The following is an 18,930-nucleotide window of genomic DNA, read 5'->3' as shown; positions in this document are numbered from 1 at the left end:
AAATAGCGCTTGGTCTAACGATGTATTGTCGCAAGGTCCTAATCCTTCTTCCGACCATCGTCTTAATTATTATTGATATAATTAATCCAAAATGATTAGTTTTTATCGGTTTATTATAGAAAAGGATCGAATATAGACTGTTCAACGTCTGCAATGCAGGACAATCATTTTTACAGTCTGTCGAAGAGGGCTGGTAATGAACAAAAGTGCATCCCGCATTGCAGGTTACATAAAGCCGCAGCCAAGACGCTGGATGTTCAGAGCGATTGCCGATCTCTCCATCGCCAATCAGTTCTTGCTTACCGCCTCCATTGTCGTCTTTGGACTTATGGCTGCATTGAGCTTTTTTACCGCATCCCGGGTGGAGCGATCAGCGCTGGATGCGGCGGGCGTTGCGGGCGCTGCCCGTATGCAAACATCGATTACACCCTTCCTGCGACGGGACAGCCAGGGCAACTTCATTTTCGATGAGCAGTTCACAAGCGATATCGAATATCTCATCGGCCACGGCCCTCAGGACGAACGTATCACCAATGTGAAGATTTGGCTTTCCGATGGAACGCCAGCCTTTTCGGCCAGCGGCGAGATTGGCAGTCAGCGGGAGATGTTTCCCGAACTCACCGGCGCATTGGCGGGCGACATAGTGGTTTCGCGCACCGATGGCGACAAACACGAATACAGCACGGGCGAGAAAAATGAGTTGCTGCTCGAGATTTATGCGCCACTCTACACGGACACCAGTGGAAAAGTCTTGCTTGCCGGTGAGATATACCAGGAGTCCGTGAAGTTACGAAAACAGATATCCAATGCGCGCACAGTGACGATGGCGGTGGTCTTCCTGCTTTCTGTTCCAATGTTGTCTCTGCTTTACCTTATCGTTCGACGTACCAGCAGGGTCATCGACGAGCAGCGAAAAACACTGCGCCAAAGCCTGCGCAATGCCATTGATCTGTCGATAGAAAACGACCGCCTGCGGGTCATTGCAGACAGCGCCCGCACGGAAGCCGGCAAGCTCAATGAACGCATATTGGATCAAATTGGCGCCGATCTGCATGACGGTTCCGTGCAGGTGCTGACACTTGTAAAGCTTCGGATGAGCGACATGGTCGCCACGGATCCGGAAGACACTAGTCAGCGACGCACACTTCAAAAGATCCTTGATTTGGTCTCCGGCGTCCTTGAGGAACTGCGCAATATTTCCGCCGGACTTATCCTTCCGGAACTGGAGGGCATCACGCTTCAGCAGTCGATTGAATTATCCCTGAAACGTTATTACGAGATCACCGGGTGTGAGGTGGAGATAGCCGATCGCGAACGCATCGATATCCGCCTGCACGACCTCTCCATCTGCCTGTATCGGTTTGTACTGGAAGGGCTGATGAACAGCTATCGTCACGCGCATGGAAACCGACAGATCGTTCGTTATCGTCTGCGTAACGGCCGCCTCTATGTCAGCGTTGCCGATTTTGGCGCAAGCCGGTTGATCACCTCCCAAAAAGAGGTTCAAAGGGTGAGGTTGGGACAAGTCAGCCAAAAACGCCGCATCCGCTCTTTCGGCGGACGAATGCGCTTTTTTCCAGGTAAAAACGGTTCGATCGCCGTTGCCGTTTTACCGATTAATGCCGATTGACTGCACATCTATTGTAGAGTGTTTTCCAATATGGGATCGCGTGGAACAGCGCGGTTTTTAACAGCGATCACCAGCTCAACGCGGTTTCTCACATTGAGTTTCTGCATCATAGACGTCATGTAGTGTTTGACTGTCTTTTCACTGATCTTGAGATTTTCACCGATCTCCCGGTTCGTCATTCCCTTAAGAAGACCACCGACGATTTGCTCTTCCCGGTGATGAAGTCTCTGCTGCGTCACGCCGTTTTTCCGAACAAGCTCTGCAGTTTTTATCGACATGATGACCTTCGTCGCAAAGCCCGGCGTTACATAGGACTCACCGCGACAGGCAGTCTTGATCGCCTCCTGAAGCTCAATGCAAGAACTGCCCTTCAAGACGTAGCCGGAGACGCCCGCCTCCAAAAGCTCAACCGCAGGCTGGATCGCATTGGAGGCCGTAAATACCACAATTTTTGTTTCCGGAAACTGCGCCAGCAAGTGCCCTATCGCCTTGAAAGAATCTCCCGGCATGCTCAGGTCGAGCACGATAGCGTCCGGTCGCGTCTCTTCAACAATCCTGATCGCATCAAATGCCGTATGCCCCATCGCAACGACATCAAAATCGGTCTTTTCATTATAGAGACTGACGAGCCCCTCCAGAAGAACTGGATGGTCATCGACGAACGCAATACGCACAGACATGCTACAGACCCCCATTTTTGGTAGGTACATTAGCATTTATCGTTTTATCCGCAAAGAATTGGTTTAGAACTAGTTAATACGGGATTTGCTGACGTCACGTTGTTTGACTGAAGTCACGCAGGCTATGCCGTCCGGACCGGGACGCACGACCGTCTGCGAGATGGCCATCCGCGTTTTCTCCAACCTTCGGCATCCTTGTCGACACGATCGAGGAGGATGAGGTTGTCCGGTTAACCCAGGATGACTGTCTACCGCGCCCTGGAAAGCCAAGGTTCGCCGTCAGACTCTATGTGATCACGAGTTATCTACCTGTTCTTTGAGTTGGCCAAAATCTCAACTTCGGGCCGACTGGGCCTTGTTGACGATATTCTTACCGGCTGTGGATTGCCGGGCTGAAGCCGGACGATCCTGACGACGCGCCTCCGTGGCCATGCGAATGGCGAGCCCGGCGAGAACCGTGCTCATCAGCCATCGCTGCACCACGGTCGCTTGGAATAGCATATCGCGTCAATGCTCCGGAGTGAGACGTTCAACCGTTCTGAGCAGCTTTGAAGACAGCCAACTGATCGGCGAAAGCGCGCTTATAGGCGGGACGTGCCTCGCCACGCGCCACATAGGCTGCAAGGTTCGGATATTCCTCGAGAATGCCTGAGCTTGTTATTCTTTGCAGGACCGAGATCATCAACAGATCGCCGGCGCTGAATGCACCATCGAGCCAGTCGGCATTACCGAGGCGGCGGGACAATTCGCCGAGCCGTTTGCGAATGCGTTCATCGACGATCTGCAGGCGTTCGCGATGCCAGCTTTTGTCTCTTTCGAGAAAGCCCGTGACGAAGTGCTCGACGATTGGCGGCTCCATAGTGCTGAGCGCGGCAAACATCCAGCTTATCGCCCTCGCCCGCGCATCCGCCTCCTTCGGCAGCAGGCCGGCATGGCGCTCGGCGATATGGAAGATGATGCCCCCGGATTCGAACAGGACAAGATCATCCTCTTCATAGGTCGGAATCTGCCCGAATGGCTGAAGCGCTAGATGCTCCGGTTCCTTCATCGCCTTGAAGGAGAGAAGGCGAACATCGTAAGGCTGGCCCACCTCTTCCAACGCCCAACGAACGCGCATGTCACGGGCGAGGCCCTTGCCGCCATCGGGTGAACGTTCAAAGGCGGTAATCGTGATCGTCATCGGTATTCCCCATAACATTGGGTTTGGAGATGGCGTGCGCGCAGTTTTCGCGTCAGTTTCAGAGCCGGCTGGTTATGCTACGCCAGAACAGGTACATCGACTACCAAAAATAATCCTGCCTCACACACCTGCCTTTAGGGCGATAACGTTTGCACCATCTCCGACGGGATATCCGCCGGCAGGCGTCATTGGCATGCACCGCCCCGCCTGACGCTTTTGACGGCGTGGCCAAAGGTCGCATGATCCTGCCGCAAATTCAGCAGATTCTCTTGTCCGTATAATCCTTGTCGAAAATTGTCGGACTGGCCACAACCGAATATCTGCCAAGGAGTGTCATCAAGCTTTCGCTGGAATTTCGCAAACTTCGCCTGCTCGGCCGCGCTACCGTGGTGCGATGAAAAGGCTGGCCATTTCGCGCAGACACTCTAAGCTCCGGCGCCGGACACGGATTGCCGAAAACAACCAGGATTTCAGTTCAAATCATTAGGGAGAAACTATCAGATGAGCCTGCGTATCAACGACATAGCACCTGATTTCACCGCCGAGACCACCCATGGGCCGGTGAGCTTTCACGACTGGATCGGCGACGGCTGGGCGGTGCTGTTTTCGCATCCGAAGAATTTCACGCCGGTCTGCACCACGGAACTCGGCGCAATGGGCGGCCTGCAGCCGGAATTTGAAAAGCGCGGTGTCAAGATCATCGGCATTTCTGTCGATCCGGTCGAAAGCCATGAGAAGTGGAAAAACGACATCCGCACCGCGACAGGTTTCAATGTCGATTATCCGCTGATCGGCGACAAGGACCTGAAGGTGGCAAAGCTCTATGACATGCTGCCGGCCGGAGCTGGCGACAGTTCCGAAGGCCGCACGCCGGCCGACAACGCCACCGTGCGCTCCGTCTTCGTCATCGGCCCCGACAAGAAGATCAAGCTGGTCCTCACCTACCCGATGACCACCGGCCGCAACTTCGAGGAAATTCTTCGCGCCATCGATTCCATTCAGCTGACGTCCAGGCACCAGGTGGCGACGCCCGCCAACTGGAAACAGGGCGAAGACGTCATCATCACCGCCGCCGTTTCCAACGAAGATGCGATTGCCCGTTTCGGCTCCTACGACACGGTTCTTCCCTATCTTCGCAAGACGAAGCAGCCCGGCTGATTTGAAATCACAATGGGGGCGATGAACCTTCATCGCCTCTGTTTTTTAGCCACTCGCAGCGGCGACCTCTGTCAACCCTAGGGCTTTATCAGTCCGCCATGATAGTCGAGCCGGTAAACCTCGATATCCTCGCGATAAATCCTCTCAACCCCGGTAAAAGACCGGAATTCTCCTTCATTGGTATCCACATAAATCAGCTCCTCAAGCTGATGGGTGAAGCCACCGAGAAACCGCCCTTCCTTATAAAGCGTTGAGAGGGAGTGCTTGATCACCCTGCCCGCCATCCCGGCGTGGATCATATCCGGCCTCAGGATGCGGCCGTAATAATTCATCGCCCAGAGCGCGACGCCCTGATGCCAGACCACCTCCTGCCCGATGAAATCGGTTCCGCCGAAATAGCTGTCGATATAGTGCCAGTCGCCTTGCTGATAGGTGAGATCATGCGATCCTTTTCGGGTAGAAATCGCGGATTTATTGCTGCCGCCAACATAGGTGGCAGACTTGGCCTGAACGATGAATTTTTCCAGCATCTGACATTCCCAAAAGAAAGAACATAAAGGGAACATATGGATGTTTCGCCATGATCGCAAGCGCATTCGCGCCCCTTATCAAACCGGCATTTCGGCGATGACGGGCTTGGTAATCGCTGCATTTGCCCGTAAAAGCGTCGCAAGAATTATCTGCGAAGAGTGCCCATGTCGAAAAATCCGCAAATCTATGTCGATGCCGATGCCTGCCCGGTGAAACCGGAAATCCTTAAGGTGGCCGAGCGGCATGGGTTGGAGGTGACATTCGTCGCCAATTCCGGCCTGCGCCCCTCGCGCGATCCGATGGTGAAGAACGTCATCGTGTCGGCCGGTTTCGATGCGGCTGATGACTGGATTGCCGAACATGCCGGCGAAAACGATATCGTCATCACCGCCGATGTGCCGCTGGCCGGGCGCTGCGTCGCCAAGGGCTCGCTGGTGACGGGCCCCACGGGCCGTGTTTTTGATCCGGCCAATATCGGCATGGCCACAGCGATGCGTGATCTTGGCGCGCATCTGCGCGAAACTGGTGAGAGCAAGGGATATAATGCTGCTTTTTCACCGCGCGACCGCTCCGCCTTTCTGGAGACGCTTGACCGTTTCTGCCGCCGTGTCAAAAAATGATGCTGCAAACAGAGAGGTGCCGCCCATGACCACGGCCAGACCGAAAAGCCCCGCGACGACCGGAAGCAATGCCTTTCGCCGGCATCAGCCTTTCGTCTTCGCTTTTTTCGCCGGTGCTCTTGGTCTCGGTCTGGCATTGGCCATTGCGCCGTCGCTTGCCATAGAAATCGCCGCCGTTCTGTTTTTCCTGACCTATCTGACGCTGGTTGCCTTTCGTCTGCCGGGACTGACGGCGCAGCATCTGAAGGCCCATGCCGATAGCGACGATCTGCCGGCAATCGCCATCATCGCCGTCACGCTGCTTGCGGTGGCGGTTGCCGTTGTATCGCTCTTTCAGGCGCTTAACCATACGGGCGAGACGGTCTGGACCCTGCTCATCGCCTTCGCCTCGGTGATTTTCGGCTGGTTGACGATCCACACCATGACGGCCCTGCACTATGCGCATTTATACTGGCGGCCGGCCACGGTGGATGGCAAGCGCCAGCATCGCGGCGGCATGGATTTTCCAGCGACGCAGGAACCCTGCGGTTACGACTTCCTCTATTTCGCTGTGGTGATCGGCATGACGGCGCAGACATCGGATGTGGGGGTGACCACGACCGCCATGCGCAAGGTCACGCTGCTGCACTCCATCGTTTCTTTCTTTTTCAACACGGTTCTGGTTGCGGCGGCGGTGAATGCCGCAGTCGCGCTTGCAAGTTGAACCGGAAAACTTTTCTCAAAGGAATGGATTCATGAACATCATTTCGCAAAATACGGCTTTTGACGGCATGCAGGGCGTATTTTCGCATACATCCGACACCCTGAAATCCGAGATGACCTTTGCAGTCTATGTGCCGCCGAAGGCAGTCCATGAGCCCTGCCCGGTTGTCTGGTATCTCTCCGGCCTCACCTGCACCCATGCCAATGTCATGGAAAAGGGCGAATATCGCCGCATGGCTTCCGAACTGGGCTTGATCATCGTCTGCCCGGACACCAGCCCGCGTGGCAATGATGTGCCGGATGAGCTGACCAACTGGCAGATGGGCAAGGGTGCCGGATTTTACCTCGACGCCACCGAGGCACCGTGGTCTGAGCACTACCATATGTACAGCTATGTAACGGAAGAGCTGCCGGCCCTCATCGGTCAGCATTTCCGCGCGGATATGAGCCGTCAGGGCATCTTCGGCCATTCGATGGGCGGCCATGGTGCAATCACCATTGCGCTCAAGAACCCCGAGCGTTTCAAGAGCTGCTCCGCCTTTGCACCGATCGTGGCGCCCTCCTCCGCCGACTGGTCCGAACCGGCGCTGGAGAAATATCTCGGCGCCGACCGGGCCGCATGGCGTCAATACGACGCCTGCTCGCTCGTTGAGGATGGCGCGCGGTTTCCCGAGTTCCTGATCGATCAGGGCAAGGCCGATAGTTTCCTTGAAAAAGGTCTGCGCCCATGGCTGTTCGAAGAGGCGATCAAGGGCACGGATATCGGCCTGAAACTGCGCCTGCACGATCGCTATGACCACTCCTATTATTTCATTTCCACCTTCATGGATGACCATCTGAAGTGGCACGCCGAGCGGCTGAAATAAGGATGAAGACGAGGCAGGCGGCGCCCTGTGAGCGCCGCCATTTCAGGCCCGGACTGACATCATGGGATGCGGGCAATGACCTTGATCTCGAAATCAAAACCGGCGAGCCAGTTGACACCGACGGCAGTCCAGTTCGGGTAAGGCGATTTGCTGAAAATCTCCTGTTTGACCGTCATGATGGTTCCGAACTGGTTTTCCGGGTCCGTGTGGAACGTCGTCACGTCGACTATGTCGTCAAAGGTGCAGCCCGCCGCCTCAAGCGTGGCTTTCAGGTTCTCGAAGGCCAGCCGGACCTGCTGTTCAAAGTTCGGTTCAGGCGTTCCGTCAGCACGACTGCCAACCTGGCCGGAAACGAACAGAAGGTCACCGGAGCGAATAGCTGCGGAATAGCCATGCTCCTCATAAAGCGCGTGTCTGTTGGCGGGGAAAATCGCTTCGCGTTGGGTCATCCTGCATCTCTCTTTGTGGCTGAGTGGCAATGGACGGGCGAAGCATTGCATTCAAAGCTTCGAACGCCCTTTCACATACGTTACGTATGCGAGATAGTGACCTCCGCAGCGCATTTCAACTAAGATACATGACGTATGTGAAACTATGGGCGACGCGACGCACTTTGTGGGATCAGAGCTTTCCAGAGCAAAAGAGACGAGCGGCTCGTGTGTTCACCTTTCGTCCGTTCATGGAAACAGAGCTGTCGCCAATGTCGTCGGGCCGGGGCGACTCAGCCTGAATTCGCGGATTACCCGTTCGGCGACGCCATAAGCGAGTTCCTGCTCAATCGACTGATTGTCGAAGCTGACGACGGTGGCGGTGAATTTGGCCTCGGCGATCACCTCACCCGTCGCAACGGCTGCGGCACGGACGATCACCCTGGCTGAGGCCCGCTCTCCAAACAGGAACGGCGCGCGCGTGACGGATGCAAGACGGATGGTCAGCACGACGCGTGGTCTGGTCTCGCCACGCGCCGTCGTTCTGATCGCGTTCTGCACCTGAGCATGGATGGACTGCATCAGCGCCGGGGCGACATCCGGTCGTGCAGCAACAAATGCGCCGCGCACATCGTAAAGCATCCGGTCGGCATTGGTCGCTTCCGGTTCCAGCCTGAAAGACATGAGTGTGAAACACGCCAGCAAAATAATGCCAAGGCGTTTCAACGTGGTGTTCATGATCGGCGGCTCCCCTAACGTGAGGTAACCGCATATTCGATCATCAGGGTTAGAAAAGCGTTAAGAAGCGCTCTTCAGCGATTCCAGAACATTGAGTGCGGCGCGCATGTCAATGAGCCTGATGGCGCGTCGTTCCAGCGCTTCCTCGTCTTCACCCCATTGTTCGGCGGTCCAGTCCTCGTCGAGATGGGCGAGCGCCCAGGTCTCCTCAAGCGTCAACTCGCCTTCCGCCAGTGCAAGCGCCAGAATGGCGGAGCCGGTCAGCGACGTCATGGTGTGAAGAGCGGCAAGTGCTATCGGCGTATCGTATTTCCGGAGCGTTACCGCGAAGGCAGCTATGGCTTCCCGCGGCTGGTCGCGATGCATGACGCCTTCAACGAGGATGAAGCGTGCGCCGAGCACATTGGTCGCCCAGTCGAGCACCGGGTCCCAATGGTCGGTCTGCCGCGCAACCAGCGCTTCCGGATCACCGGCGCGGTAGCACAGGAGATCGGAGGAGGAGAAACGCAGGATGTCTTCGAAAACCGCCTGGGTGTCGTTGGCGATACCATCAATGGCGGTGTTCACATGTCGCGACACCGGCATGACTACCGGGTTCACCACTTCCTTCTGTGCATCCCATTCGTCGCGAAGCAGGTCTGCGAGCGCCTTCGTCGGAACGATCAGCGGTTTCTTGGCGGGCGTGCGCAGCGGCTTGCCATCGAGATGAATGGTGAAACCGCCCTCCTCCAGATCAGCGACGGTCACATCCTTGTAGAACCGCTTCGGCAAAGGCTTCTGCATCTGGATTTGCGCACGCAGGATCGGGTCGGGGTGGCTCAGGCCCTCCGTAAGGTCGTTCAGGAGATCACGCATGGCACGTCCTCATCAGTCAGGTAGAAGGGTTGTTCAAATATCGGCCGGAACATAGGCCGGGATTTCACGCGGGTGGCTGACGACGGCATCCGCGCCGGCCTTCCAGAGATCGTCGACCGAGGCGTAACCCCAGGCGACACCGATGGCTTTTGCGCCCGCCGCCTTGGCCATCTGCATGTCATAAATCGCATCGCCGACGACGACAGTGTCGGCCGGAACCATGCCGGTTTCATGGCAGCATTCCATCACCATGGCCGGATGCGGCTTGGAGGGGCAATCATCCGCCGTGCGCGAAACGATGAAGTGATCGGCAAAACCGTGGGTCTCGAGAATGTGGGTCAGCCCGCGCCGACCCTTGCCGGTGACCGCACCGATCAGTACGTCGTCCCTCTTCGAAAGCGTGTCGATCAGCGGCGCGATGCCATCGAAAAGCGGTTCGATCATGCCCGGGCGCTCCCGGATCGGATGATAGATTTCGCGATAACGCGCCGTCATCGCGCTTACCTCGTCATCCACATGCGCCTTGCCGAGCATGCGGGCGATGGCGATATCGAGCGTCAGGCCGATGATCGCCTTGGTCTGCGAGATATCCGGCCTCGGCTTTCCGAAATCGGCGAAAGTATCGGCCATGACGGCATGGATCAGGCCGGCGCTATCCACCAGCGTGCCGTCGCAATCGAAAAGAACGAGCTTCATTTGATATCAGCCTTCCCTGTCGCCATCGGCCACGTCGAGACCGAGCAGGTTCCAGGTCTGCACCATGTGCGGCGACAAAGGCGCGCTCACCCGAAGCCGGCCGCCATTCGGGTGCGGAATGTCGATGTGGCGTGCGTGCAGGTGCAGACGCTTCTGGACGCCGCCGGGGAAATCCCAGTTGGGATCTTCTATATAATATTTCGGATCGCCGATGATCGGGTGGCCGATATGCAGGGCATGGACGCGCAGCTGGTGGGTGCGGCCGGTATAGGGCTCCATTTCCAGCCAGGCGAGGTTCTGCGCGGCGGTATCGATGACGCGATAATAGGAAACGGCGTGATCGGCCCCCTCCTCGCCATGTTTGGCAATGCGCATTCGATCGCCGTCTGGGGTCTGCTCTTTGACGAGCCAGGTGGAAATCTTGTCCTGATGTTTGCGCGGAACGCCGCGCACCAGCGCCCAATAGGTCTTCTTCGTGTCGCGTTCTCTGAAAGCCGCTGTCAGCTTCTGCGCCGCGCCCCTTGTGCGGGCAACCACCAGCACGCCTGAAGTGTCGCGGTCCAGACGGTGCACCAGACGCGGCTTTTCGCCCTTCGGGCTGGTCCAAGCCTCCAGAAGCCCGTCAATATGACGGTTGACGCCGGAACCGCCCTGCACGGCAATGCCGGCCGGCTTGTTGAACACGAAAACCTTGTCGTCCTCATGCAAGAGCATGCGCGCCAGAAGCTCGCTGTCTTCCGAATGTTTAAGGTCCCTCGATCCGATCGGGCCGCTTTTGACCTTGAGGTCTGAATCAACCGGCGGCACACGTACCATCTGCCCCGGCTGCACCCGCGCATCCGTCTTCACCCGGCCGCCATCCACGCGCACCTGGCCGGAGCGCAGCAGCTTCTGCAATTGGCCGAAACCAAGGCCCGGATAGTGAATCTTGAACCAGCGATCGAGGCGCATACCGGCCTCGTCGGCCTCCACCTTGATATGCTCGATACCTGCCATGAAATTTCCAGTCTTTCTGTCTTGATCGCGCGCTCTGTTCGTCGGCGCGCCGTTTGGATCAAGCCTTTAGAACAAACTGCGGCCCAAGGCCAGCCCGGCAAAAACCGCAGCGATGGAAACCACAAGGCTGGCAAGCACGTATACGGCCGAGAGACCAAGCGCGCCGCGTTCGAAAAGCGCGACCGCATCAAGCGAGAAGGACGAAAATGTCGTGAAGCCGCCCAGCACGCCGGTGACGAGAAACAGGCGCATTTCCATCGAGGCATTCAGCCGCCTTGCCACCAACTCGACCAGAAGACCAATCAGGAACGATCCGACCACATTGACCGCCAGCGTTCCCCAAGGGAAATTCAACCCCGTCAGCCGCACGCTCCAGACGCCGACCAGATAACGGAAAACGGAACCAATTGCGCCGCCTGCGGCGACAAGAGCGATATTCACCATGGGGGATTGTCTCCGGGGAAAGTACCGGACCGGGTTGTCCGACGCATTTCTAGACCATCACGTCAGGGCGCGAAACCCCATTGCCGAGTGCTTTCGTCCGTTAAAATACGATTAAATTGCACCCCCGCGATTTAGCCTTCCAACAAGGCGCGGGTGATAACCTCCAGTTTTCAAGGGTCGCGAAGATGGCCGGAGGTTGGATGACACAGGTTCTTTCCGTTTCTGCGAATACGGCAGCCTACGCGCTGGAGGCAGTGAAGCCCCCACAGCGCGTGCCGCGCAGAACCGAGGTCGAAGAAGAGATTCACGCCTTGGCACGCAAGGCCGAACATGGCGACGACTTCCAGCTCCGAGCCCTGATGACGGCCATCAAGCCGCCGGCGCTCACGCTCTATTTCCTGACCGCCGCCAGCCAGCGTCACGAACCGCAGGCGACGCTCGAACAGGCTGTGGAAGCCTACGAAGAAAACAACGCGAAAACTCAATCTGAAAATAGTATTTTAAATCAGGTTGATATCTGAATATTTTAATTTCATCTATGAATATAGGCGCACCGTCGGCGTTCAGGCTGGTGTCAGGTTGATTTTCTAAATATTTTCAACCGAATGCCGGAAAAATCACGGAGGCGATGGCCATCACGCCTTTTCCGCCACGGCGCTGAAAACAAGAGATAATAATAAAAAAGCTTGCGGCTACCGGACCAGTCACGCGTTCCGGTAGCCGCTCTTTATTGGTCAATTATGCTGGTGGCCGCCACCGTTGCCTTTGGCCGAGCCGGCGGAAAGCATGATTTCGACTTTCCCGGCCTTTTCGAAGATCAACGTCACAGGCACCTTGTCGCCTTCGGCAAAGGGCTTCTTCACGTCGAAGAACATCATGTGCAGGCCGCCGGGCTTCAGTTCCACCGTCTGGCCGGCGGGAATGACAATGCCGTCATCCAGCTTGCGCATCTTCATGACGTCGTTGACCATAGCCATCTCGTGGATTTCGGCACGGCCGGAAGCCGAGGATTCGACGCCGATCAACTTGTCGTCGCTGGTACCGGCATTCTTGATCGTCACGTAACCGCCGCCAACCGGCTGGCCCGGCAGCATGGCCTTGGTCGCACCGCCGGAAACCTCAAGGCTGCCTGCCTTCACGACATCCATGTCCATGCCCATATTCATGGCCGCATGATCATGGCCGCCGGCAGCATGGACCGCCTTTGCGGCAACGCGAATGGTTGGGGCGGGGCTTTTCAGCGAGTGCGGATCGACACCGGCTGCCGCCACCTCATCCCAGGAAACCTTTCCCTTGTCGCCACAAAGCTGCGTCACCTTGAAGGGTAGGTCCTGTCCGGCTTCAATGCCGGAGATTTTGCCCTGTACGGCGAAGGTGTCGTAAAATTCATCCGGCAGATTGCCACCCTTCCAGCGGATTTCGACCGGGCCGCTTTTGATTTCCTTGCCGTGGTTCTTGTAGGCCTTCTGGTAGTCACCCTTGATCACTTCCAGTTCCCAGCCGGCCTTGGGCTGCGGCTTGGCAGAAATGAAGCCTTCCGGCAGCTTGATCTGCACTTCTGTCGTGGCAAGCCCGCCGTCGCAGCCGTGCGGCACCTGCAGCGCGGCGACGACGGTGCTTTCCTGTTCGGCCGAGCCGTCAACGAAAGTGGCGTGGGCGAAAGCCTGCGCGGTCGAAACCGAGGCAACGAATAACGTGCAGGTGATGATTTTGGTGGTTTTCATGTCTCTTGTCCCTTCGACTGCATCCCTTAAGGGCTTTGGCAGTCGCTCCGTGCCGCCAGCAGGCGGCGATGATCCGGCAAAACGAAAAATCAGGCGAACAGGGATGGAGGCCCACGCGCTGCGGGTTTCTGAATCGTCAGGACAGAGCGGAAGCTCCAATTTGCGGTCAGGCGATTGTCGAGCCAGGAGAATTCGCTCCTCAGCCAGCCCTCCGTATCGGGTATCGGCAGAAGAATGGACGAGGCCAGCAGGCAGGCCTCGCAAAACAGCATGGCATCGCCGGAATGGGCCGGATCGTCCTTGCCGTGGGAGACATTGACGCCGTCGCCGTGGCCAAGGCAGATTTCAGCAAAGGTGCCGTCCGGCAGCCGGTAGCTCTCGTCCAGAGAGACCGTCGGCGCTGCGGCCAGCACGGGCTTGTGGGCAAAACCGAGTGACAACATCAAGGCCGCGCAGAAAATGCGAAGCATTCTCTCCATCCCTGTCAGTCGTCGGTTTCGATTTGCATCCATGCCTCATGCGATATCCCGCTTTCCTGCCGATTTCAAAGGGGAATTTTGCCGCATGCTTGACGTCTCGCAAGGGAACAATCGTCGCAAGGCGGCATTTCCCTGCTGGAACCATCGTTTCAAGGGAGGCAGACATGCCAGCCAAATCGAAAGCCCAGCAGAAAGCGGCGGGTGCGGCACTTGCCGCCAAACGCGGCGACATCAAGAAATCCAGTTTACAAGGTGCTTCAAAAAGCATGGAGAAGTCTATGACAGAAAAGGAACTTGAGGATTTTGCATCAACGAAACGCAAGGGCCTGCCGGAGAAAAAATCCGATTAGTATCGTCTGACGCTCCGACCATTGACCGCATCCTGCGCTGCCGATGGCGCAGATGGAGCAAGAATCTGTTCAGATGCGTCATTTGGTCCTTGCCAACAGCGGGGCTTCGAAGATAATGAGCGTCGCATCATCGTTGGGAGAAGCCGCTTCACTGCGGTGCCGAAGGAGCAACCGCCCCGGAAACTCTCAGGCAAAAGGACCAGCGGTGATGACGGAACTCTGGAGAGAAGCCACCTTTTCAAAGGACGGCTCGCCGAAGGGATAACAATCTCAGGCGACAAGGACAGAGGGGGCTCTTGAACCGGCGTGTTTGCGCCATGACCTGAGCCCGCGCGATATCTCGCGCAACCCTGGAGGCGTCCTTGGACGATACCGCCGAGCTTAAAACCACGCCGCTTCATTCCCTGCATGTTTCGCTTGGCGCCCGCATGGTGCCGTTTGCCGGTTACGACATGCCGGTGCAATATCCGGCCGGTGTGCTGAAGGAACATCTTCAGACCCGCACCTCCGCCGGTCTGTTCGACGTGTCCCATATGGGCCAGGTGATCCTGAACGCAAAGTCCGGAGACAATGCCGATGCCGCACGTGCGCTTGAGACGCTGGTGCCGGTCGATATTCTAGGCCTCAAGGAAGGCCGTCAGCGTTATGGCTTCTTCACCGACGACAACGGCCACATCCTCGATGACCTGATGATCACCAATCGCGGCGACCATCTTTTCGTCGTCGTCAACGCTGCCTGCAAGGATGCCGATGTCGCCCATATGAAGGCGCATCTTTCCGACGCCTGCGAGATCACCCTTCTCGACGACCGCGCGCTGATCGCGTTGCAGGGACCACGCGCCGAAGAGGTGCTGGCGGAACTGTGGGCCGGCGTGTCCGAAATGAAGTTCATGGATGTGCAGGAAGTGCCGCTGCATGACGTGCCCTGCATCGTCTCCCGTTCCGGTTATTCCGGCGAAGACGGTTTTGAAATCTCCGTTCCCGCCGACAAGGCGGAAGAGATCGCCAAGGCCTTGCTCGAACATCCCGATTGCGAAGCCATCGGGCTTGGCGCGCGCGACAGCCTGCGGCTCGAAGCCGGCCTTTGTCTTTATGGCAACGACATCGACACCACGACCTCCCCCATCGAAGCTTCGCTTGAATGGGCAATCCAGAAGGCTCGCCGCGCCGGTGGTGATCGCGAAGGCGGTTTTCCGGGGGCGGAGCGTATTTTGGGCGAACTCAAGGATGGCACCTCACGCCGCCGCGTCGGCCTGAAGCCCGAAGGCAAGGCGCCGGTGCGCGGCCATTCTAAGCTTTTCGCGGATGCTGAAGGCAAGACGGAAATCGGAGAAGTGACGTCGGGCGGTTTCGGCCCTTCTGTCGAAGGTCCGGTCGCTATGGGGTATGTGCCCGTGTCCTACTCGACACCCGGCACGGCGATTTTCGGGGAAGTGCGCGGCAAATACCTGCCCGTCACCGTCGCTGCCCTGCCCTTCATCAAGCCCACCTATAAACGATAATTTCATCCTATCTCCGGAGAGAACACGATGCTGAAATTTACCGCAGAACACGAATGGCTGAAGTTCGAAGGCGATATCGCCACCGTTGGCATCACCAGTCACGCCGCTGAACAACTCGGCGATCTCGTTTTCGTCGAATTGCCGGAAGTGGGCGCAACCTTCGCCAAGGATGGCGATGCAGCGACCGTCGAATCCGTCAAGGCTGCCTCCGACGTCTATTGTCCGCTGGATGGCGAAGTGGTCGAAATCAACCAGGCGATCGTTGACGATCCCTCGCTGGTCAATTCGGACCCGCAGGGTGCCGGCTGGTTTTTCAAGCTGAAGCTTTCCAACGTGGCGGATGCCGATACTCTGCTCGATGAAGCAGCCTACAAGGAGCTGATCGCGTAATGACGACGCCCACGGAATTTCATTTCACCGACTATCAGCCTTATGATTTCGCCAACCGGCGTCACATCGGGCCGTCGCCGTCGGAAATGGCTGAGATGCTGAAGGTCGTTGGCTATAAGAGCCTTGACGCCCTCATCGACGCCACCGTTCCCTCCTCCATCCGCCAGAAGGTGCCGCTCACCTGGGGTGCGGCGCTGACCGAACGCGAGGCGCTGGATCGTCTTCGCGAGACGGCCAACAAAAACCAGGTCCTGACCTCGCTGATCGGCCAGGGCTACTACGGCACCATCACGCCGCCGGTCATCCAGCGCAATATTCTGGAAAACCCGGCCTGGTATACGGCCTATACGCCCTACCAGCCGGAAATCAGCCAGGGCCGTCTTGAGGCGCTGCTGAACTACCAGACCATGGTGTGCGATCTGACCGGCCTCGACGTCGCCAACGCATCGCTGCTCGATGAAGCGACGGCCGCCGCCGAAGCCATGGCCATGTGCCAGCGCGTCGCCAAGTCCAAGGCGACCGCCTTCTTCGTGGACGCCAATTGCCATCCGCAGACCATCGCGCTGATCGAAACCCGTGCGGCCCCGCTCGGCTGGAAGGTGATCGTCGGCAATCCCTTCACCGATCTCGATCCTGTCGACGTGTTTGGCGCGATCTTCCAGTATCCCGGCACCCACGGCCATGTCAGCGATTTCTCCGGCCTGATTTCCCGCCTGCACCAGACCGGCGCGATTGCCGCCGTCGCCGCCGATCTTCTGGCGCTGACGCTCTTGAAATCTCCCGGCGAAATGGGCGCAGACATCGCCATCGGCACATCGCAGCGTTTCGGCGTTCCGGTCGGTTATGGTGGTCCGCACGCGGCTTACATGGCCGTCAAGGACGCCCATAAGCGCTCCATGCCCGGCCGCCTGGTCGGCGTTTCCGTCGATGCGCGCGGCAACCGCGCCTATCGCCTGTCGCTGCAGACCCGCGAGCAGCATATCCGCCGCGAAAAGGCGACGTCGAACATCTGCACCGCGCAGGTGCTGCTTGCCGTCATGGCGTCGATGTATGGCGTCTTCCATGGCCCGCAAGGCATCAAGGCGATTGCCCAGCAGACCCACCAGAAGGCCGTGCTGATGGCCAAGGGGCTGGAAAAGCTCGGCTACACCATCGAACCGGAAACCTTCTTCGACACGATCACCGTCGAAGTCGGCCATATGCAGGGCGTCATCCTGCGCTCGGCCGTGGCGGAAGGTGTAAACCTGCGCAAGGTTGGCGCCACCAGGATCGGCATGAGCCTTGACGAGCGTACCCGCCCGGCAACGCTTGAGGCCGTCTGGCGTGCTTTCGGCGGCAATTTCTCGATCTCGGATTTTGAGCCGGACTATCGTCTGCCGAAGGAGCTGCTGCGCACCAGCCAGTATATGACGCATCCGATCTTCCACATGAACCGTGCCGAAAGCGAGATGACCCGTTACATCCGCCGTCTTTCGGACCGCGATCTGGCGCTCGACCGCTCGATGATCCCGCTCGGTTCCTGCACCATGAAACTGAACGCAACCGCGGAAATGCTGCCGATCACCTGGCCGGAATTTTCCGACATCCATCCCTTCGTGCCGGCCAATCAGGCGCTGGGTTACAAGGAGATGATCGACGATCTCTCCGAAAAGCTTTGCTCGGTCACCGGTTACGACGCCTTCTCCATGCAGCCGAATTCCGGCGCGCAGGGGGAATATGCCGGGCTTCTCACCATCCGTAACTATCACCTCGCCAATGGCGGCACACATCGCGACGTCTGCCTCATTCCAACCTCCGCGCATGGCACCAACCCTGCCTCCGCGCAGATGGTCGGCATGAAAGTGGTGCCGGTGAAGGTGCGGGACAACGGGGACATCGATATCGATGATTTCCGTGCAAAAGCAGAGCAGTATGCGGAAAACCTCTCGTGCTGCATGATCACCTATCCGTCCACCCACGGCGTGTTCGAGGAGACGGTTCGCGAGATCTGCGAGATCACCCACAAGCATGGTGGACAGGTCTATCTCGACGGCGCCAACATGAACGCCATGGTCGGCCTTGCCCGTCCCGGCGATATCGGCTCTGACGTTTCGCATCTCAATCTGCACAAGACCTTCTGCATTCCGCATGGCGGTGGTGGCCCGGGCATGGGACCGATCGGCGTCAAGGCGCATCTGGCTCCCTACCTCCCCGGCCATCCGACGACCGATGGTCGTGAAGGTGCGGTTTCGGCTGCTCCTTTCGGCTCGCCGTCGATCCTGCCGATCTCCTGGAGCTATTGCCTGATGATGGGCGGTGAAGGGCTGACGCAGGCGACCAAGGTGGCAATCCTCAACGCCAACTATATCGCCGAGCGGCTGAAGGGCGCTTACGACGTGCTCTACAAGTCCGAAACCGGACGCGTTGCGCATGAGTGCATCATCGACACCAGACCCTTGGCGGATAGCTGCGGCGTGACGGTGGACGATGTGGCAAAGCGCCTCGTCGATTGCGGTTTCCACGCGCCGACCATGAGCTGGCCGGTGGCCGGCACGCTGATGATCGAGCCGACGGAATCCGAGACGAAGGCGGAAATCGACCGTTTCTGCGATGCCATGCTGGCGATCCGCGAGGAAGCCCGCGATATCGAAGAAGGCCGTGCGGACAAGGTCAACAATCCGCTGAAGAACGCACCGCACACGGTGGAAGACCTCGTCGGCGAATGGGATCGTCCCTACAGCCGCGAAAAGGGCTGCTTCCCGCCAGGCGCATTCCGCATCGACAAATACTGGTCGCCCGTCAACCGCATCGACAATGTCTATGGTGACCGCAACCTCATCTGCACCTGCCCGCCGATGGAGGATTATGCCGAAGCGGCGGAGTAAATTTCGTTTCGCTGAAGACAAAAGCCCGGATTGCTCCGGGCTTTTTTTATGACGGCGCACAGATAATCATTTTTAAAATCAATTATTTATCATTTTT

Annotated in this window: 21 protein-coding genes, 1 pseudogene and 1 riboswitch; of the genes and pseudogenes, 10 read left to right on the top strand and 12 right to left on the bottom strand. The window is 57.8% G+C overall.

Features of this window, described 5'->3' with window-relative positions:
- Positions 1–196 precede the first annotated feature (196 nt).
- The gene (locus DXT96_RS04935) at positions 197–1,630 is read left to right on the top strand and encodes a sensor histidine kinase (protein ID WP_246670522.1); all 1,434 of its coding nucleotides are present in this window, start codon (positions 197–199) and stop codon (positions 1,628–1,630) included.
- An 8-nt stretch (positions 1,631–1,638) separates the two neighbouring features.
- On the opposite strand, the gene DXT96_RS04930 is transcribed toward DXT96_RS04935, so the two are convergent.
- From DXT96_RS04930 to DXT96_RS04920, 3 genes and pseudogenes are all read right to left on the bottom strand, one after another.
- Entirely contained in the window at positions 1,639–2,310 is a 672-nt protein-coding gene (locus DXT96_RS04930; RefSeq protein ID WP_153513678.1) for a response regulator transcription factor, read from the bottom strand.
- 411 nt (positions 2,311–2,721) lie between these two features.
- Positions 2,722–2,793: pseudogene (locus DXT96_RS04925) on the bottom strand (LysE family translocator); the annotation flags it as partial.
- A 46-nt stretch (positions 2,794–2,839) separates the two neighbouring features.
- Positions 2,840–3,490: a glutathione S-transferase family protein gene (locus DXT96_RS04920; RefSeq protein WP_153513677.1), complete on the bottom strand. Its 651-nt coding sequence runs from the start codon at positions 3,488–3,490 to the stop codon at positions 2,840–2,842.
- Positions 3,491–3,991: 501 nt separating this feature from the next.
- Here DXT96_RS04920 and DXT96_RS04915 point away from each other — a divergent pair.
- On the top strand, positions 3,992–4,648 hold the full coding sequence (locus DXT96_RS04915) for a peroxiredoxin (RefSeq protein WP_065115576.1): 657 nt from the start codon (positions 3,992–3,994) through the stop codon (positions 4,646–4,648).
- A 77-nt stretch (positions 4,649–4,725) separates the two neighbouring features.
- On the opposite strand, the gene DXT96_RS04910 is transcribed toward DXT96_RS04915, so the two are convergent.
- Entirely contained in the window at positions 4,726–5,178 is a 453-nt protein-coding gene (locus DXT96_RS04910; RefSeq protein ID WP_153513676.1) for a DUF5680 domain-containing protein, read from the bottom strand.
- Between the two features lie 165 nt (positions 5,179–5,343).
- Between DXT96_RS04910 and DXT96_RS04905 the strand changes: the two genes are divergently transcribed.
- Genes DXT96_RS04905 through fghA form a run of 3 tightly spaced genes read left to right on the top strand, consistent with a single transcriptional unit; the run spans position 5,344 to position 7,367 of the window.
- A complete protein-coding gene (locus tag DXT96_RS04905) occupies positions 5,344–5,799 on the top strand; it encodes a YaiI/YqxD family protein (RefSeq protein WP_149897625.1) in 456 nt (151 codons plus the stop codon).
- 25 nt (positions 5,800–5,824) lie between these two features.
- Positions 5,825–6,502, top strand: a complete 678-nt coding sequence (locus DXT96_RS04900) for a DUF1345 domain-containing protein (protein ID WP_153513675.1) — start codon at positions 5,825–5,827, stop codon at positions 6,500–6,502.
- A gap of 31 nt (positions 6,503–6,533) precedes the next feature.
- Positions 6,534–7,367, top strand: a complete 834-nt coding sequence (gene fghA / locus DXT96_RS04895; RefSeq protein ID WP_153513674.1) for an S-formylglutathione hydrolase — start codon at positions 6,534–6,536, stop codon at positions 7,365–7,367.
- 59 nt (positions 7,368–7,426) lie between these two features.
- On the opposite strand, the gene DXT96_RS04890 is transcribed toward fghA, so the two are convergent.
- The 6 genes from DXT96_RS04890 to crcB all read right to left on the bottom strand — a co-directional run bounded on the left by DXT96_RS04890 (position 7,427) and on the right by crcB (position 11,524).
- Positions 7,427–7,816 carry a RidA family protein gene (locus DXT96_RS04890; RefSeq protein ID WP_149897628.1) on the bottom strand — a complete coding sequence of 130 codons (390 nt, stop codon included), beginning with the start codon at positions 7,814–7,816 and terminating at the stop codon, positions 7,427–7,429.
- A 228-nt stretch (positions 7,817–8,044) separates the two neighbouring features.
- Entirely contained in the window at positions 8,045–8,533 is a 489-nt protein-coding gene (locus DXT96_RS04885) for a hypothetical protein (RefSeq protein ID WP_153513673.1), read from the bottom strand.
- A gap of 60 nt (positions 8,534–8,593) precedes the next feature.
- The gene (locus DXT96_RS04880) at positions 8,594–9,388 is read right to left on the bottom strand and encodes an ATP12 family chaperone protein (protein ID WP_153513672.1); all 795 of its coding nucleotides are present in this window, start codon (positions 9,386–9,388) and stop codon (positions 8,594–8,596) included.
- A 33-nt stretch (positions 9,389–9,421) separates the two neighbouring features.
- The gene (locus tag DXT96_RS04875; RefSeq protein WP_153513671.1) at positions 9,422–10,084 is read right to left on the bottom strand and encodes an HAD family hydrolase; all 663 of its coding nucleotides are present in this window, start codon (positions 10,082–10,084) and stop codon (positions 9,422–9,424) included.
- A gap of 6 nt (positions 10,085–10,090) precedes the next feature.
- Positions 10,091–11,080 (bottom strand): RluA family pseudouridine synthase, encoded by a 990-nt coding sequence (locus DXT96_RS04870; protein WP_149897632.1) that lies wholly within the window; start codon positions 11,078–11,080, stop codon positions 10,091–10,093.
- A 66-nt stretch (positions 11,081–11,146) separates the two neighbouring features.
- Positions 11,147–11,524, bottom strand: coding sequence for a fluoride efflux transporter CrcB (gene crcB, locus DXT96_RS04865; protein WP_149897633.1), 378 nt, complete (start codon positions 11,522–11,524; stop codon positions 11,147–11,149).
- Positions 11,525–11,724: 200 nt separating this feature from the next.
- Between crcB and DXT96_RS04860 the strand changes: the two genes are divergently transcribed.
- A complete protein-coding gene (locus DXT96_RS04860; RefSeq protein WP_153513670.1) occupies positions 11,725–12,045 on the top strand; it encodes a hypothetical protein in 321 nt (106 codons plus the stop codon).
- 213 nt (positions 12,046–12,258) lie between these two features.
- Here the strand turns inward: DXT96_RS04860 and DXT96_RS04855 are convergent, their stop codons facing one another.
- Together DXT96_RS04855 and DXT96_RS04850 are read right to left on the bottom strand one after the other, a co-directional pair.
- Positions 12,259–13,248 (bottom strand): copper chaperone PCu(A)C, encoded by a 990-nt coding sequence (locus DXT96_RS04855; protein WP_153513669.1) that lies wholly within the window; start codon positions 13,246–13,248, stop codon positions 12,259–12,261.
- An 89-nt stretch (positions 13,249–13,337) separates the two neighbouring features.
- The gene (locus tag DXT96_RS04850; RefSeq protein ID WP_153513668.1) at positions 13,338–13,718 is read right to left on the bottom strand and encodes a hypothetical protein; all 381 of its coding nucleotides are present in this window, start codon (positions 13,716–13,718) and stop codon (positions 13,338–13,340) included.
- A gap of 173 nt (positions 13,719–13,891) precedes the next feature.
- Between DXT96_RS04850 and DXT96_RS04845 the strand changes: the two genes are divergently transcribed.
- The 4 genes from DXT96_RS04845 to gcvP all read left to right on the top strand — a co-directional run bounded on the left by DXT96_RS04845 (position 13,892) and on the right by gcvP (position 18,833).
- Positions 13,892–14,077: a DUF3008 family protein gene (locus DXT96_RS04845; RefSeq protein ID WP_142839725.1), complete on the top strand. Its 186-nt coding sequence runs from the start codon at positions 13,892–13,894 to the stop codon at positions 14,075–14,077.
- 124 nt (positions 14,078–14,201) lie between these two features.
- Positions 14,202–14,289, top strand: a riboswitch (glycine riboswitch).
- Between the two features lie 150 nt (positions 14,290–14,439).
- Positions 14,440–15,579, top strand: coding sequence for a glycine cleavage system aminomethyltransferase GcvT (gene gcvT / locus DXT96_RS04840; RefSeq protein ID WP_153513667.1), 1,140 nt, complete (start codon positions 14,440–14,442; stop codon positions 15,577–15,579).
- A 27-nt stretch (positions 15,580–15,606) separates the two neighbouring features.
- Positions 15,607–15,969, top strand: coding sequence for a glycine cleavage system protein GcvH (gene gcvH / locus DXT96_RS04835; protein WP_006315335.1), 363 nt, complete (start codon positions 15,607–15,609; stop codon positions 15,967–15,969).
- Positions 15,969–18,833 (top strand): aminomethyl-transferring glycine dehydrogenase, encoded by a 2,865-nt coding sequence (gene gcvP / locus DXT96_RS04830; protein ID WP_153513666.1) that lies wholly within the window; start codon positions 15,969–15,971, stop codon positions 18,831–18,833. Before gcvH ends, gcvP begins: the two co-directional genes overlap by 1 nt.
- Positions 18,834–18,930: the final 97 nt, after the last annotated feature.

This window comes from Agrobacterium sp. ICMP 6402, assembly GCF_009498615.1.
Lineage (GTDB): Bacteria > Pseudomonadota > Alphaproteobacteria > Rhizobiales > Rhizobiaceae > Agrobacterium > Agrobacterium burrii.
Note: the sequence above shows the minus strand (reverse complement) of the source record. Positions and strands in the feature narration are given on the sequence as shown.